This is a genomic window from Streptomyces pseudovenezuelae, from assembly GCF_029892565.1.
Classification (GTDB): Bacteria; Actinomycetota; Actinomycetes; order Streptomycetales; family Streptomycetaceae; genus Streptomyces; species Streptomyces pseudovenezuelae_A.
Map to the genome: position 1 here is coordinate 68126 of NZ_JARXVH010000022.1, position 15538 is coordinate 83663.

The following is a 15538-nucleotide window of genomic DNA, read 5'->3' on the forward strand; positions in this document are numbered from 1 at the left end:
CCCTCTCCGGATCGTCCGGCGGACCCCGCAGGGGGAGGGTCGGCGAGTCCTTGGGGGTCCCCGCTTTTCACCACTGAAGAGGCTTCGAGGTACAGCCATGCCCAAGACGGCATACGTGCGGACCAAACCGCATCTCAACATCGGCACCATGGGCCACGTCGACCACGGCAAGACCACTCTGACCGCCGCCATCACCAAGGTGCTCGCCGAGCGCGGCACCGGCACCTTCGTGCCGTTCGACCGCATCGACCGGGCCCCGGAGGAGGCCGCGCGCGGCATCACCATCAACATCTCCCACGTCGAGTACGAGACCGACACCCGGCACTACGCGCACGTGGACATGCCGGGCCACGCCGACTACGTCAAGAACATGGTCACCGGCGCCGCGCAGCTGGACGGGGCGATCCTCGTCGTCTCCGCGGTCGACGGGATCATGCCGCAGACCGCCGAACACGTCCTGCTCGCCCGGCAGGTGGGCGTCGACCACATCGTCGTCGCCCTCAACAAGGCCGACGCGGGCGACGAGGAGCTGACCGACCTCGTCGAGCTGGAGGTCCGCGAGCTGCTCACCGCGCAGGGCTACGGCGGCGACGCCGTACCCGTCGTACGGGTCTCCGGACTGAAGGCCCTGGAGGGCGACCCGCGCTGGACGGCGTCCATCGAGGCGCTGCTCGACGCCGTGGACACGTATGTGCCCATGCCCGAGCGGTACGTGGACGCGCCGTTCCTGCTGCCGGTGGAGAACGTGCTCACCATCACCGGCCGGGGGACGGTGGTGACCGGCGCGGTCGAGCGCGGAGTCGTCCGCGTGGGCGACCGGGTCGAAGTGCTCGGCGCCGGGCTGGAGAGCGTCGTCACCGGCCTGGAGACCTTCGGCAAGCCCATGGACGAGGCGCAGGCCGGCGACAACGTGGCGCTGCTGCTGCGCGGGGTGCCACGCGACGCGGTGCGGCGCGGGCATGTCGTGACCGCGCCGGGGAGCGTCGTGCCCAGTCGCCGCTTCTCCGCCCAGGTGTACGTCCTGTCGACGCGCGAGGGCGGGCGTACGACGCCGGTGTCCACCGGGTACCGGCCGCAGTTCTACATCCGGACCGCGGATGTGGTGGGCGACGTCGACCTCGGTGAGGTGGGGGTCGTGCGGCCCGGGGAGACGGTCACGATGACCGTCGAGCTGGGGCGGGACGTTCCGCTGGAGCCGGGGCTGGGGTTCGCCATTCGTGAGGGTGGCCGGACGGTAGGGGCCGGGACGGTGACGGCCCTTGTGTGAGGGGGGTTGAGGTAGGTGGGGGACTGCGGGCCGTGTGTGGCCGGTCGCGCAGTCCCCCGCGCCCCTGTCGGCACCAACGGACCCGGCGTCACTCGGCACCGGGGACAATGGGGGCGTGATCGAGCCCATACCCGTGAGCCGTGATGTCGACCACGGCACCGCCAAGCTGATGCCCGACGTCGACCGGAAGCGGGCCTGGTTGCTGACGGTCGACGGGGCGCCCCAGTCGTACGTCGATCTGGACGAACCGGCGTACTTGGAGTTCGAGTACGTACGACGGCTGGGGCACGTACTGGACACCGTCGCCGATCCAGGCCGCCCACTGGACGTCCTGCACCTCGGCGGCGGGGCGCTGACGCTGCCGCGATACGTGGCCGCGACCCGCCCCGGCTCCCGGCAGCAGGTCGTCGAGATGGACCAGGGCCTGCTGGACCTGGTCATGGAACACCTGCCGCTTCCCGCCGGCGCCGACATCGCCCTGCACACGGCGGACGCCCGCGCCTGGCTCGAATCCGCCCCCACGAACTCCGCCGACGTCCTGGTGGCCGACGTCTTCGGCGGCTCACGGGTCCCGGCACACCTCACCTCGGTCACCTACGCACGCGAGGCCGACCGAGTACTGCGCGAGGACGGCGTATACCTGGCGAACCTCGCCGACGCCACGCCGTTCACCTTCCTGCGCTCCCAACTCGCCACCTTCGCGACGGTGTTCGAGGAGCTGGTCCTGATCGCCGAACCGGCCGTACTACGCGGCCGCCGCTTCGGCAACGCGGTACTGATCGCCGCGCACCACCCCGTGAACACCACCGCCCTCACTCGCCTCACAGCCGCCGACGCCTTCCCGGCCCGGGTCGAACACGGGCCCGCCCTACGGGACTTCACGGGCGGAGCACGGCCCGTACGGGACGAGGAGGCCGTGCCGTCGCCGGAGCCGCCCGAGGGGGCGTTCGGAATCGGCTGAGCAGTGGTCCAGTTGTCATGACCCGTGGACGGGATCCGCGCCGACCCACCGGCGATAGGCGTCTGCATCGACATTGCCGCCGCACACGACCGTGACCACGTGGCGGCCTGCGAAGCGGTCGCGGTTTTCGAGGAGGGCCGCGATGCCGAGGGCGGCTGATGGTTCGGCGATGAGGCCTGCCTGGGCGAAGAGCAGCCGCATGCCGGTGATGATCGATGACTCCTGGACGAGGATGGCGTCGTCGGCGACCAGGAGGAGGTCGTCCAGGACGGCCGGGATGGGGCGTCGGCCGTCGACGCCGTCGGCGATGGTGTCGGTCGAGTCGGTGGTGACGACTCGTCCGCTGCGCCATGAGCGGGTCATCGCCGGGGCGCCGAGCGGCTGGACGCAGATCAACTCCACTTCGGGTGCCAGAGCCTTCAGCACATGACCTACGCCGGTGGCCAGGGCCCCGCCGCCCAGGGCGATCAGGACGGTGTCGAACGACGGGGCGGTGTCGACCAGTTCCAGGCCGATGGTCGCCGCGCCCTCGCAGGTCTCGATGTCCAGGCTGTCCTCGACCAGCCGGATGCCGTCGGACCGTGCGATGGCCACCGCCCGGTCGCGGGCCAACTCGTGGTCGCCGTCCACCAGTTCCAACCTGGCGTCCAACGCGCGGATGCGATCCAGCTTGCTCGCGGTCGCGAAGCGGGATGACACAACGGTCACGTCGAGTCCCCGGTCGCGGCCGGACCAGGCGAGGGCTTGGCCGAGGTTGCCCGAGCTGGCGCACACCACGGCTTGCGAGCCGCGGTCGGCGAGCAGGCTCGCGACCACCTCGGTGCCGCGGGCCTTGAAGCTGCGGACCGGGTTCGCCGTTTCGAGCTTGATGCTCACCGCGCACCCGAGATCGGGCTCCAGCGCCTCGCAGCGGTACAGCGGAGTGTCGCGGAAGACCGGGTTGATCAGTCGGCGAGCCGCCCGGATTCGATCAGTGTTGAGGCGCGTCTGCTGCACGAGACGGAAGCGTAGTGCCGTCGGCGTTGCAGGCCGCGCTACTTTGCCCGCAAGTCCGCGACCAGTGCGTCGAGTTGTCCCCGGACCCGGGCCCCGGTGAGATGGTCGAAGTAGTCGCGGGACTCGATGATCCGGCCTTCGCGCACACGCAGTACGAAGATGCCCGGCAGCGTGAAGGGTTCGCCGGTCTCCGCGACCGTCCCCTCGTACGCGAACTCGGCGACGATGACCTCGGGGTCGGTCGTCTCGTGGATCGTGATGTTCGTTGCCCGGCGGTGCAGTTGGGGGACGTCGTCGGTCGGGGTGAAGTGTTCGCGCAGTTCGTCGCGGGTACGGAGGGCGGCTGCGCGAAGCGGGTCGAAGGGGTGGACGACATGGGTCCGCTCCGCGTACAGGTCGGGCAGTTCGCTCCAGCGGCCCTCCGCGACGCCGTTCACGAGTGCGAGGAACACCTCGCGCGGGCTGAGGACTTGGGGCATGGCACTCTCCTGTCGTCTGCGCCGATGTGCAGAGGCGTCGAACTACTATCCGGAGTACGGACTCCGAGTATACGGAGTCCCGACTTCGGATAACGGCGTACGAGGGAAAGCGCGATGAGCACCCCGGGCAAGAGAGAGACGGGCGGCCGACGGTCGCTGCGCGCCGACGCGCGGACCAACCGCGAGCGGATCCTGAGCGTCGCCGAAGAGGTCTTCGGCAAGGGCGGACAGTCCGCGTCCACCGAGGAGGTCGCCCGCCTGGCCGATGTCGGCATCGCCACGGTCTTCCGCCACTTCCCCACCAAGGCGGCGCTGTTGGAGGCCGTACTCGTGCAGCGCTTCGACCGCCTGCGCGAGCAGGCCGAGACGCAGATGCACGCCACGGACCCGGGTGCGGCGTTCTTCGACTTCTTCAGTCACCTCGTCGCCGACGCGGCCGGCAAGATCGCCATCGGCGAGGCACTGCTCGACGCCGGTGGCGACAACAGCGGCGATGCCGCGCAGGCATCGGACGGGCTGCGTCGTGCCGTTGGAGCGCTGCTTCAGCAGGCCCAACGCGCCGGCGCTGTCCGGGACGACGTCGAACTGCCCGAGGTGTACGCCCTGCTCGTCGCCACCTCACGAGCCTCCGCGCACGCCCACCTTCAGGAGGAGGTGCGGGCGCGGATGCTCACCATCGTCTTCGACGGCCTCGCGCCGCAAAGGAAGACGGTCACCCGCCGGTCGGCGTCCCCGCCAGGCGTACCGTGCTGAGGATCTTCATGATGGTCGCGTCCGGCACCTCGCCCTTGACGCCCGTCGCCCCGTACAGGCTCCAGGCCACGAAGTCACCGGCGGAGTTCTTGAAGCCGAACGTGATGGCCTTGCCGTCGCTGTTGCACTTCGACTTGCCGATCTGCGGGCTGTTCTTCGAGCGGGCCCAGGCGTAGCTGCCCTCGATGCCGGCCTTCGTCGTGTACGCCTTGGCCTTCTTGTCGAAGGTGATGCTCTTCTTGTCGGGCTGCGTGTAGCCGCCGAAGACCCACCAGGGCACCTGGTTCACGGCGACCTCGTTGGTGTCCTTGGCGCCGTCCGAACCCTTGGTGCCGACGGCGGCGAGCGGGGTGTCGTCCGAGCGGCCGTCCTTGTCGTCGTCGGAGGTGCACCACTTGGACTTGAAGTAGGCCGGCGCCGACATCACGATGAGCGGCTTGCTGTCGGCGTTCTTGCCGCTGTCCTCGAAGCCGATCGTCAGGCCGGGGGACTGGACCTCCCAGTCCGCCGGCACGTCGAAGGCCGTGCCCCACTTCGGGTTGACGACGACCTTCCAGCCCGCGATCGTCGCCTTCTCCGTGTCACCGCCGCGCGGGTTGTCGTCGGAAGCGGACACGCTCGGCTCGGCGGACGGGCTCGTGGAGGCCTTGGTCTCCTTGGCCTTGGCGTCGTCGGCCTTGTCGTCCTTGTCGCCGCCCAGCACCAGGAAACCGGTGACGCCCGCCGCCACGACGACGGCCGTGGCGGCCACGATCGCGATGAGTTTCGTACGGTTGCCGCCGCCACCGCTCGGTGGCTGGGGCTGGCCCGCCGGAGCCGGGGTGCCCCACTGCGGCTGCTGCGCATAGGGGTTGGGCTGCTGGAAGCCCGGCTGCTGATACGGATTCGGCTGCTGGTACCCCGGCTGCTGGTACGGATTGTTCTGCGCTTGCGGGTTCTGCTCGCCCCCGGGCGGCTGCTGTCCTGGCCACATGGGGAGCCACGATAGTGCCGTCCAGGACACGATTCGGTCACTGCGGCTTGTCAGGGCCGTAGCAAAACGATGGTGCTCGGGCGATGCATCGAGACAGGAGTCACCGCACATATCTGGCCAGCCGTCGCTACTCGTGGGTAACATGCCGCTCATGAGCGCAGATCAGATGTCCATCGGCGAGTTGCTCGCCGCCACGGTGCCGATGGTTCGCACGCTGAACCTGGAGTACCTGGAGACCACCCCGGAGAGGGCCGTGCTGGCCCTGCCGGATCAGAGCGAGTACCGCAACCACGTGGGCGGGCCGCACGCCGGGGCCATGTTCACGCTGGGCGAGTCGGCCAGCGGCGCGATCGTGCTGGCCGCGTTCGGTGACCAGCTCTCGCGCGCCGTGCCGCTTCCGGTCAACGCCGAGATCGCGTTCAAGAAGATCGCCCTCGGCCCGGTCAGGGCCACCGCCACCCTCGGCCGCCCCATAGCCGACGTCATCGCCGAACTCGACGAGGGCAAGCGCCCGGAGTTCCCCGTGACGGTCGCCATCCAGCGCGAGGACGGAGCGGTCACCGGCGAGATGACGGTGCTCTGGACGCTGCGCCCCAACGGCTGAGCGCGAGTTCTGACCTTCCGCCCAGCGGTGCCCTCTGTCTCTTCTCCTTCTACGCCGGCGGCCGTGACCGTCGGCCGTCCGTCTTCACCAGCCAGTGGATCGCGTCCGAAGACAGCGCCGGGTTCGTGGCGGCGGCGTGGGCCAACTCCTCGTCGTCGAGGAGTTCCGCCAGCCGGGACTGCGGAAGACGCGGGTGGCGCGTCGCCGCGGCCCGCACGGCGGAGTCCGGGTCCCGGGTGAGCCGCTCGACTACTGCCGGCCGAGTCCCGGGATCACGTGTGGCCAAGGCCCGTACCTCAGGGTCCTCGTGGTCGGCGAAGGCGGCCAGTCCGCCGGTCGGGAAGTTCGGCCGGGTGATGAGGTGGTCGCGCTCGGGGCCGGTGTATTCGAGGAAGCTGCGCAGCAGCAGGGGCGCGGGGGCGTCCGGATGGTTCTGGGCCAGCAGGACGCGTACGCCGAGGTCGTCGTCGGCGGCGAGGCGTGCGACGAGGTCCGGTGGCAGCAGGTGGTCCCAGGCCGCTTCCCGGCGCAGCATCGGGTGGTTGGAGAGTGCGTTCCGGCGGACGGTGCCGGGATCCCGGGGCACCTCGGGCGCCGGGTGGAAGACGAAGGGGTGGTCCATGGGGACCGCGTAGTCGATCCGGCCCCTTTCCTCCTCGCTCAGTGCGGGGTGGACGGACACCGCCAGGCGGACCTTCGGGTCGGGGTCCGTCGCGAGCGTGCGTCGCTCGGCCGGTCCCAGGTCGGCGCGGCGGGCGACCCTCGCGCGTATGTCCGGGTCCGGAGCGGCGACGAGGGTGTGGCGCTCGGCGGGTCCGAGGTCCGCGCGGTGCGCGATCTCGTCTCGTACCTCCGGATCCGGATCGGCGGCCAACAGGACCACCACGTCGGGCGGGAGGGTGGGGTTGCCGGCGATCATCGCCCTGTCCTCTATCCCGACGGGACTCGTGAGGACACCGTCCACCACGGCTCTGCTGAGGGCGTCGTGCAGCAGCATGCCGGTACGGGCGTGGCACGACCGGTCGGGGAGTTCGCTCTCCACCCACGCCGGATCCTCGAAGCGAGCGGCCCGCTGCGCCCTCTCCCGCACCTCGTCGTCAGGATCTGTCAGCAGAGCGGTCCGGACGTCGGCGGACAGTGACTTCCACCGACCGACTCCCCACCAGCGGACCTTCGCGACGGGATGCGTGGGCATGGATCGGCGCAACCCGGCGGAGATCTGCTGGTAGAAGAGGCCACCCAGGTGTTCGTCGTCGTACGTGTTCATCATGTGGACGACGGTCTCGTCGGGCAGGGGCCCGGGCCGGGCAGGGGCGGCCCACCCTGGTCCCTGGGCGAGGTGGGCGCGGACGAACCAGTGGGGATCGTCCACCAGCCGAGCCCGCTGGGCCGGATCGACATGGGAGTTACGGGCGAAGAAGCTGCGGGTGTATCGGTCGAGATGCTCGATCACCGCGTCGACGACGGCGTCGGGCAGGATCCGGTCCCGGCACAGCACCATCCGCGCCGCCAACGGGGCGTCGGCGAGCAGCCGCAGCAGGACGGTCTCCGGCGTCGCCGGGTTGAGCGCCAGCCCGGCGAGCCGACACGTGGGGAGATCGGCGTCCGCCCAGATCTGCTCAGGCGTAGGCATGCCCTGTGCCCCCATGTGTCGACCGGCCTCCTGAAGCTCCTGGTCGACGACCCTATCCGGGAGCGGGACGAGGGGTGCGGGGACGGGGTTGGCCGGATGGCGCCTCGCCGGTGCAGCGCGCGTGACCGACCCGTTGGCGCCCCCCGGTGATTCGCCTCGGCGCGCAACACCCCGCCCCCATCCGCCGACTGCGCCACCAGCCGTCGCCTCAGCCGGTCACGCCGCCAGTCCTCGCCCGACCGTGCCGGTCCCGTCCCCGCTCTCCGTGCCCCTCCCGTCCCCACTCTCCAGCCCCGCCACGAACTCCTTGAGCCAGGCGATGAATTCGGGCCCCAGGTCGTCGCGGTCGCACGCGAGCCTGACCACCGTGCGGAGATAGTCCGCCTTGTCGCCGGTGTCGTAGCGCAGGCCGTCGAAGACCACCCCGTGGACCGTGCCGTCGGCGGCCAACTCCTGGAGGGCATCGGTGAGTTGGATCTCGCCGCCGCGGCCCGGAGGGGTGCGCTCCAGGGTGTCGAAGACGGCCGGGTCGAGGACGTAGCGTCCGATGACCGCGTACCTGCTGGGGGCGTTCTCGGGGGAGGGCTTCTCCACCAGGCCGGTGACGCGGACCACCCCGTCCTCGTCGGTCGGCTCGACGGCCGCGCAGCCGTAGAGGTGGACCTGCTCCGGCGGGACCTCCATCAGCGCGACCACGCTTCCGGCGTGCCGCTCGCGGATGTCGAGCATCCGGCTGAGCAGGGTCTCGCGGGGGTCGATCAGGTCGTCGCCGAGCAGCACGGCGAAGGGCTCGTTGCCGACATGGCGGCGGGCGCAGAGCACGGCGTGGCCGAGGCCGAGCGGCTCGCCCTGGCGGATGTGGTGGATGTTGGCCAGCCGGGCCGGGTCGCGTACGGCGTCCAGACGTACGGCGTCGCCCTTGGCGGCGAGTGCCTGCTCCAGCTCGAAGGCGTTGTCGAAGTGGTCCTCGATGGCCCGCTTGTGCCGGCCGGTGACCATCAGGACGTCGTCCAGCCCGGCCGCGGCGGCCTCCTCGACGACGTACTGGATGGCCGGCTTGTCGACCACCGGCAGCATCTCCTTGGGCGTGGCCTTGGTCGCGGGCAGGAACCGGGTGCCGAGTCCGGCCGCCGGGACGACGGCCTTGCGGACCGGGCGGGCCGGGGTCGACGCAGGGGCTGGGTTGTTCGAAGTGTGGGGGGCGATCATGCGGCCCATGCTCGCGCGCGCGGATGAGAGCAGGCCGAGAGAGACCTCGGAGGTCGCTGTGGAGCCGTCCGAGAACTTGGAGATTTGGTGTGCCAACCGTCTTTGAGTGCACACATTTTGGCGCCCATCCGGCCGAGATATCGAATGCGGGTGCGGATACCGTCGGTAACTTATCTGAAGTTGCGGCGTTTTGAACTTCGGTCACTCGAACTTCTTGTTTCCTGTGAGGCAATTGTGCGAAGGTGAGCGGCCTTATAGCACACCGCATCAGGCGTGTCGTAGGTATGCACCAATCAGGCACCTGCTTTCCGGTGGACAGCCATTTGCCTTGCCGGTCCTGCGGCTTGGAAGGAATTGGTTCAGTGCAATCCGCTTACCCCCCACTCCCCCCGTACGCGCCACGCCCCGGGTCGGACCCCGGCGAGTCCGACCGCGAGCTCCTGGCGCAGTCGGCTCAGGGCGCGGCGAGTGACGCCGGTGTCCGCGCGAGCGCGTTGCTGCTGGCCCGGCACTGGCGGTCGGCGTACGAGTACGCCGTCATATGCCTGGCCACGGTGGAGCATCCGGCGTCCATGGCCGCCACCGCCGCGTTCCACCGGGTGCTCGGCAAGTCGGCCGGCGGCGCCCTGCGTCCCCAACTCCTGGTGGCCGTACGGGACACGGTGAAGGAGTGGGCCTCGGACGACCGTATATCCGTCGCCCTGCCGGAACTCCGCAAACCCACCGGCGGTCGCGGTCTGCTGGCCGCGCGGTCCGTGACGCCCGAAAGGCGGCGCCTGGCGGAAAGGTCTTTCCGAGGGCTTCCGGGTGCTTCGCAATGCCTGCTCTGGCATGTGGAGGTCGAGGGCGAGCCCATATCCGTACCGGCCGGTCTGATGGGCGTGGACGCCGGTACCGCCTTGACCGCGCTGGAGCAGGCACGCGAACAATTCCGGAACGGCTGCGTCCGCGCCCACCAGGAACTCGCGCCCTCCAAGGAATGCCGCTTCTACAACCGTCTCCTCGACATCCCGCTGCGCCGGGGCGGAGCCCTGCTCCCGGACGTCCGCCAGCATCTGGTGCACTGCCGCTACTGCCGTTTCGCCGTCGAGCAACTCAGCTATTTCGAGGGCGGGTTGGGGGTACTGCTCGCGGAGACCGTGCTCCGTTGGGGTGCCCGTCGCTACCTCGAGTCGCGTCCCGGCCGTGGCGCCCCCGAGCGGGTGACGCCCGGGCGGCCGGCCCCGTCCGCGGTCGTCGGCCGGCATCGTCCCGTCATGCCGCGACGGCACACCAAGGCGGCCGTCGTGGGTGTCGGTCTGACCTCCCTCGCCCTGCTCGCGACGGTCCTCGTCGCCAAGGGCTGGTCCGACGACAACGGTGTCCCGGACCCGCACGCGACCTGGGGCGCGCCCAGCGGCAGTACCGCGCTCCCGTCGCGCTCGGCGGAAGGGGCCTCGGTCGACGGATCACCCTCGGCCGCCTCGGTGGGCCAGCCGGTGGAGGTCGGCCGCGGTCGGCTGCGCAACCCCGCCGACGGGCTCTGCCTGGACATCAAGGGCGGCCGGGCCGTGTCCGGCGCCGCCGCTGTGCTGGCGGACTGCTCCACCGCCATCTCGCAGCAGTGGTCGTACCAGGACGACGGGCTGCTGCGCAGCGGCGCCGATCCCACCCTGTGCCTCGACGCCGATGAGGGGTCCGGCGGCGGCTCGGTCATCGTGGCCGGGTGTCTCGTGCACGCCGGCGAGGTGCGCTACGACCTCACCGTCCGCGGCGAGTTGCTGCTGCGCGGCGGCAAGGGGCACCTCGTCGCGGCAGGCAAGGGGAAGAAGGCGAAGAGGGTCGTCGTCGCCGAACGGGACGGGTCCGCCCGGCAGCGTTGGGTCCTGGAGGCGACTGCCGGTGACGGGGGAAGTGCCGTCGTCGGCGGGACCGCCGGGGGAGCGGAGACCGAGGGGGGAGCGGGGGAGAACGGTCGGCCCGAGGGGGATTCCGCCGCGGGCGGTGCCGAGGGGGCACCCGGCCTCCAGGATCCGCCGCAGCCGCCCGGGAGCGGGCTGCCCGGCGACGGACGGTCCGAGGGCGACCCGTACGAGACGCGGATCGCCCAGGTCGGGGACGAGTCCGGGTCCGGGGGAGCGGTCGATCCGGCCCCCGTCGGCGTGTCCGACGCCGCGGACGGAGTCCGCAACCTGCCGGCCGTCCTGGTGGACACGGTTGCCGCGATCACGACCCCGCTGACGACGGGACTCGGCTCGGCGCTCCACCTGCACTGACGAGCTGCGACCCCGGGGACGTTCTCCGGGGTGGCTCGGCCCTCCGCCCTCACTGAGTCACGGCCACCCCGGGGACGCTCTCCGCAGCCCTTCCCCGGGGTGGCCTCACTCTTGGTCACCTTCGGTTCTTGTCGGCATCGCGCCCTTTCTCGTTCAGGTCATTGACACGAGTCACCTCCGGTCATAGTTTTCCCGCCGCGCCAGTGGTGTCCAACGGGGTGTCAAGTCGGTCCTGACGCATAGTGCGTTCAGTTGCCGAACACGGACACGGACCGGGGGCGCCGGGCGCACTGCGGTTCACATCGTCGTGCCCGCACACCGAAGGAGTGACGGCTCATGTCGGACACTGTCTCCCGGCGGTCCGCCCTGCGTCTGCTGGGCGGATCGATCGCCGTCGCCGCGGCGGCCACCGGCGGTCTCACGCCTCCCGCCCGCGCGCTGGACAGACCCGACGCGGGGGCCGGCCCCCGCGTCGAAGGTCTCATCACCAAGCTCACCCTCGACGAGAAGATCTCCCTGCTGCACGGCGCCACCGACCCGGCCTCGCTCGGCCAGGCGGGCTACGTCCCCGGAGTGAAACGCCTCGGCATCCCCCCACTCCGCCTCGCAGACGGCCCCGCCGGCGTCCGCGTCACCCGGCACGCCACCGCCCTGCCCGCCCCCGTCCTGCTCGCCTCGACCTTCGACCCGCAACTGGCCCGCCGCTACGGCCAGGTCATCGGCCGCGAGGGCCGCGCGCTGGGCCAGGACGTCCTGCTCTCCCCGATGGTCAACCTCATCCGCACCCCCTACGCGGGCCGCAACTTCGAGACCTTCAGCGAGGACCCGCTGCTCGCCTCCGGCCTGGTCGCCGCCGAGATCGGGGGCATCCAGGGCGAGGGGCTCATCGCGACCGTCAAGCACTTCGCCCTCAACAACCAGGAGAAGGACCGCGACTCCATCGACGTGCGGGTCGACGAACAGACCATGCACGAGACCGAGTTGCGCGGCTTCGAGGCGGCCGTCGACGCCGGCACCGGCGCGGTGATGGGCGCCTACAACAAGGTCAACGGCACGTTCGCCTGCGAGAACAAGACCCTGCTCACCGACATCCTGCGCGAGCGATGGGGCTTCGAGGGCTGGGTGATGACCGACTGGTTCGCCGCCCACAGCACCGTCGAGGCGATCACCGCGGGCCTCGACATGGAGATGCCCGACGGAACCCATTTCGGTACGGCGCTCAGGACCGCCGTGCGCAACGGCAGCGTGCCCGAGCGCTACGTCGACCGGGCCGTCCGCCGCGTCCTCGCCGTCATGGACCGCTTCGGGCTGCTCGACGGCAGCACTCCACCGCGCCCCGACCGGGACGCGAAGGCGGGTGCGGCCGTCGCCCTGGAGATCGCCAAGGCGGGCGCGACCCTGCTGCGCAACGAGCGCCGCACGCTCCCGCTCTCGCCGGGCGGCAGCGTCGCTGTCGTCGGCCCCACCGGCACCCTGCCCTTCGTCAGCGGCGGCGGCAGCGCCCACGTCGTCCCCGACCACGCCGACAGCCCGCTGGACGTCATCAAGTCCCGTGCGGGCAAGGTCACTTACGCCCTCGGCGAGGACCTGTTCGGCAAGGCGATCCCCGCTTCGGCCCTGAGCCCGGCCTTCGACAGCGAAGGCCAACAGGTCGCCGCCGGCGCGAGTTGGACGTACGACGGCACACTCACCGTCTCCGACGCCGACGAGTGGACCTTCGTCATCCACTACTCCGCCGCCCCCACCCTGCGCCCCAAGGTGCTCCTCGACGGCGAGGACCTCTTCCCGCTCGCCCCCGGCTACGGCGAGTACTTCTCCGGCGGCCTGGTCTCCGCCGCACCGGACGGACTGTCGGTGCGCCGCAAGACCCTGAGCCTCACCGAGGGCGCCCACCGGCTCCAGATCACCGCGCAGGGCGGGGACGCCGGGCAGCTCTTCCGGCTGCGCCGCATCACCGGCGCGACCCGGGCGCAGGACGTGGCCGCGGCCGTCAAGGTCGCGCGCGCCGCCCGTGACGTCGTCCTCTTCGCCTATGAGGACGCCACCGAGGGCCTCGACCGCACGACCGTCGCGCTCCCCGGCAACCAGGCGAAACTCATCGAGGCGGTCACGGCGGCCAACCCGCGCACCACCGTCGTCCTCAACACCTCGTCCTCGACGTCGATGCCGTGGCTGCGCGGCACCGGCGCCGTGCTGCAGATGTACTACCCGGGCCAGGAGGGCGCCGCCGCCACCGCCGCCGTGCTGTTCGGCGACTGCGACCCCGGCGGCCGACTCACCCAGTCCTTCCCGGTCGACGACGACCATCACCCGGTCGCCGGCGACCCGCGCCGCTACCCGGGTGTGAACGGCACCGAGGAGTACTCGGAGGGTATCCACGTCGGCTACCGCTGGTACGACGCGCAGGGTGTCCGGCCGCTGTTCCCCTTCGGCCACGGAGTGTCGTACACCTCCTTCTCCTACGGGGACTTGGCCGCTCGCTGGAATCGGCACGGTCTCGACGTCGACTTCGTCGTGCACAACACCGGTCGGCGTGACGGGATCGCCGTGCCGCAGGTGTACGTCGGGCGGTCGCCGGATCTCCGACTCGACCAGGCGGTACGGGTGTTGGGCGGTTACCGGCGGCTGGCGCTGCGGCCGGGGGAGCGGCGCCGGGTCACCGTGCGCGTCGACGCGCGGACGCTGTCCTCCTGGGATGCGAAAAGGCACGACTGGGTGCTCGGGACCGGGCGTCGGTCCGTGTGGGTCGGGGCGTCGTCGGGGGATCTGCGGTTGCGGACGAACGTGGAGGTGGCGCGGTGACACGGCTGATGCGGCGTTTCGGTATCGCTCTCACGGCCCTCGCGGTCACGCTCGTCGCGCCCTTGCCCACCGCGCGGGCCGCTGAGCCGAGCGCGGCGCACGGCGGCCCGGTCGTCCATACCGACGCGGGCGCGGTGCGCGGCCAAATCACCGCCGAGGGACGGCAGTTCCTCGGCATCCCGTACGCCGAGCCGCCGGTCGGGAAGCTGCGCTGGCGGGAACCGAAGCCCGTCCGGCCCTGGCAAGGAGTGCGCTCCGCGCTGGACTTCGGCAACAAGTGCGTACAGACGTCGAGTTGGGACCCCGGATACGAGCAGCCCTCGCACACCGAGGACTGCCTCGACCTGAACGTGTACGTCCCGAAGGGGTCCGGGCAGCGTGCGGTCATGGTCTGGTTCCACGGTGGCGGGCTCACCGCGGGCGCCGGTCAGGACGTCGTGCCCGACGCCTTCGCGCGACAGACCGGGACGGTCGTCGTGACCGTCAACTACCGCCTCGGGGCGATGGGTTTCCTCGCGTCGGCCGGCCTCGACGACGAGACGCGCGACGGTGTCTCCGGAAACTTCGGACTGCTCGACCAGCAGGCCGCCCTGCGCTGGGTGCGCGCCAACATCGGCCGCTTCGGCGGCGATTCGGGCCGGGTGACCATCGCCGGCGAGTCGGCGGGCGGCCGTTCGGTCTGCACACAGCTCGCCTCGCCGACCGCGAAGGGCCTGTTCCGGGCCGGGATCATCGAGAGCGGCGCCTACGACGACTGCGCCGCCCGCACCCACCGGACGGCCGTGACGGAGGGAGCCTCCTTCGCTCAGAAGCTCGGTTGTACGACCGTGGCTTGCTTGCGCGGCAAGTCGGCCGCCGAGATCCTCGCCGCCCAGGACGACTTCGACTGGGCGCCGGTGGTCGGCGGGACCTTCCTGCCCCGCCAGCCCGAGGAGGCACTGGCGAAGGGTGCCGCCGCCGGAGTGCCGGTGCTGAACGGGGCGAACCATGACGAGGGGCGGCTGTTCGCGTTCTCGGCGTTCGACCTGAAGGGCACCCCGCTCACCGTCGAGCAGTACCCGGACGCCGTGCGCGCCGACTTCGGCGAGGAGGCCCTGCGCCGCTACCCGGTCTCCGACTACCCCACGCCGACCATCGGATACGCCACCGCCCAGGGCGACAGCCTCTTCGCCTGTCCGGCGCTGCGGCTCGACGGCCTCCTCGCGAAGCGCGGCCCGGTCTACTCGTACGAGTTCGCCGACCTCACCTCCCCGCCCTTCGCCTCCCTGCGCAACCTGCACACCGACTTCGACTTCGGCGCGACCCACGTGAACGAGGTGCAGTACCTGTTCCGGCACTTCGGTCTGGAGTCTCCGCTCGACGCCGAACAGCGGGCGCTGGCGCGGCAGATGGTGGCGTACTGGGGATCCTTCGTACGGGACGGTGTGCCGCGTGCCGCCGGACAGCCGCCGATGCCCGGTGGCACGGGCGTGGTGCTCTCGCTGCGCACGGCGTCGAAGGGCGGGAACGTCCTCAGCACCTCCGTCCACCGGGACCACCGGTGCGATCTGTGGGACGGTGCCGCCGCGCGGTGACCCGGTAGGCTTCCCGGCGTGCGCCTCGCGCG

The 15538-nt window shown here is 71.1% G+C and carries 12 protein-coding genes; 7 read left to right on the forward strand and 5 right to left on the reverse strand.

Features of this window, described 5'->3' with window-relative positions; all coding sequences use genetic code 11:
* Positions 1-97 precede the first annotated feature (97 nt).
* Positions 98-1267: an elongation factor Tu gene (tuf, locus tag M2283_RS43360; protein ID WP_280882099.1), complete on the forward strand. Its 1170-nt coding sequence runs from the start codon at positions 98-100 to the stop codon at positions 1265-1267.
* A gap of 115 nt (positions 1268-1382) precedes the next feature.
* The gene (locus M2283_RS43365) at positions 1383-2228 is read left to right on the forward strand and encodes a spermidine synthase (protein ID WP_280882100.1); all 846 of its coding nucleotides are present in this window, start codon (positions 1383-1385) and stop codon (positions 2226-2228) included.
* A 15-nt stretch (positions 2229-2243) separates the two neighbouring features.
* On the opposite strand, the gene M2283_RS43370 is transcribed toward M2283_RS43365, so the two are convergent.
* A complete protein-coding gene (locus M2283_RS43370; RefSeq protein WP_280882101.1) occupies positions 2244-3224 on the reverse strand; it encodes a threonine ammonia-lyase in 981 nt (326 codons plus the stop codon).
* A 38-nt stretch (positions 3225-3262) separates the two neighbouring features.
* Complete coding sequence (locus M2283_RS43375; RefSeq protein ID WP_280882102.1) at positions 3263-3703, reverse strand: nuclear transport factor 2 family protein; 441 nt, start codon at positions 3701-3703, stop codon at positions 3263-3265.
* Between the two features lie 114 nt (positions 3704-3817).
* Between M2283_RS43375 and M2283_RS43380 the strand changes: the two genes are divergently transcribed.
* Entirely contained in the window at positions 3818-4456 is a 639-nt protein-coding gene (locus M2283_RS43380) for a TetR/AcrR family transcriptional regulator (protein ID WP_280882103.1), read from the forward strand.
* Here M2283_RS43380 and M2283_RS43385 read toward each other — a convergent pair.
* Positions 4416-5429, reverse strand: a complete 1014-nt coding sequence (locus tag M2283_RS43385) for a hypothetical protein (protein ID WP_280882104.1) — start codon at positions 5427-5429, stop codon at positions 4416-4418. The genes M2283_RS43380 and M2283_RS43385 overlap by 41 nt on opposite strands.
* Positions 5430-5595: 166 nt before the next feature.
* On the opposite strand from M2283_RS43385, the gene M2283_RS43390 reads away from it, so the two are divergent.
* The gene (locus M2283_RS43390; RefSeq protein WP_124001482.1) at positions 5596-6033 is read left to right on the forward strand and encodes a DUF4442 domain-containing protein; all 438 of its coding nucleotides are present in this window, start codon (positions 5596-5598) and stop codon (positions 6031-6033) included.
* Between the two features lie 49 nt (positions 6034-6082).
* Here M2283_RS43390 and M2283_RS43395 read toward each other — a convergent pair whose 3' ends face one another.
* Positions 6083-7666, reverse strand: coding sequence for a hypothetical protein (locus tag M2283_RS43395; RefSeq protein WP_280882105.1), 1584 nt, complete (start codon positions 7664-7666; stop codon positions 6083-6085).
* 216 nt (positions 7667-7882) lie between these two features.
* A complete protein-coding gene (gene galU / locus M2283_RS43400; RefSeq protein WP_280882106.1) occupies positions 7883-8875 on the reverse strand; it encodes a UTP--glucose-1-phosphate uridylyltransferase GalU in 993 nt (330 codons plus the stop codon).
* A 362-nt stretch (positions 8876-9237) separates the two neighbouring features.
* Between galU and M2283_RS43405 the strand changes: the two genes are divergently transcribed.
* The 3 genes from M2283_RS43405 to M2283_RS43415 all read left to right on the forward strand — a co-directional run bounded on the left by M2283_RS43405 (position 9238) and on the right by M2283_RS43415 (position 15506).
* Positions 9238-11130: an RICIN domain-containing protein gene (locus tag M2283_RS43405; protein ID WP_280882107.1), complete on the forward strand. Its 1893-nt coding sequence runs from the start codon at positions 9238-9240 to the stop codon at positions 11128-11130.
* Between the two features lie 336 nt (positions 11131-11466).
* Positions 11467-13932 carry a beta-glucosidase family protein gene (locus M2283_RS43410; protein WP_280882108.1) on the forward strand — a complete coding sequence of 822 codons (2466 nt, stop codon included), beginning with the start codon at positions 11467-11469 and terminating at the stop codon, positions 13930-13932.
* Entirely contained in the window at positions 13929-15506 is a 1578-nt protein-coding gene (locus tag M2283_RS43415) for a carboxylesterase/lipase family protein (protein ID WP_280882109.1), read from the forward strand. Before M2283_RS43410 ends, M2283_RS43415 begins: the two co-directional genes overlap by 4 nt.
* Positions 15507-15538 lie beyond the last annotated feature (32 nt).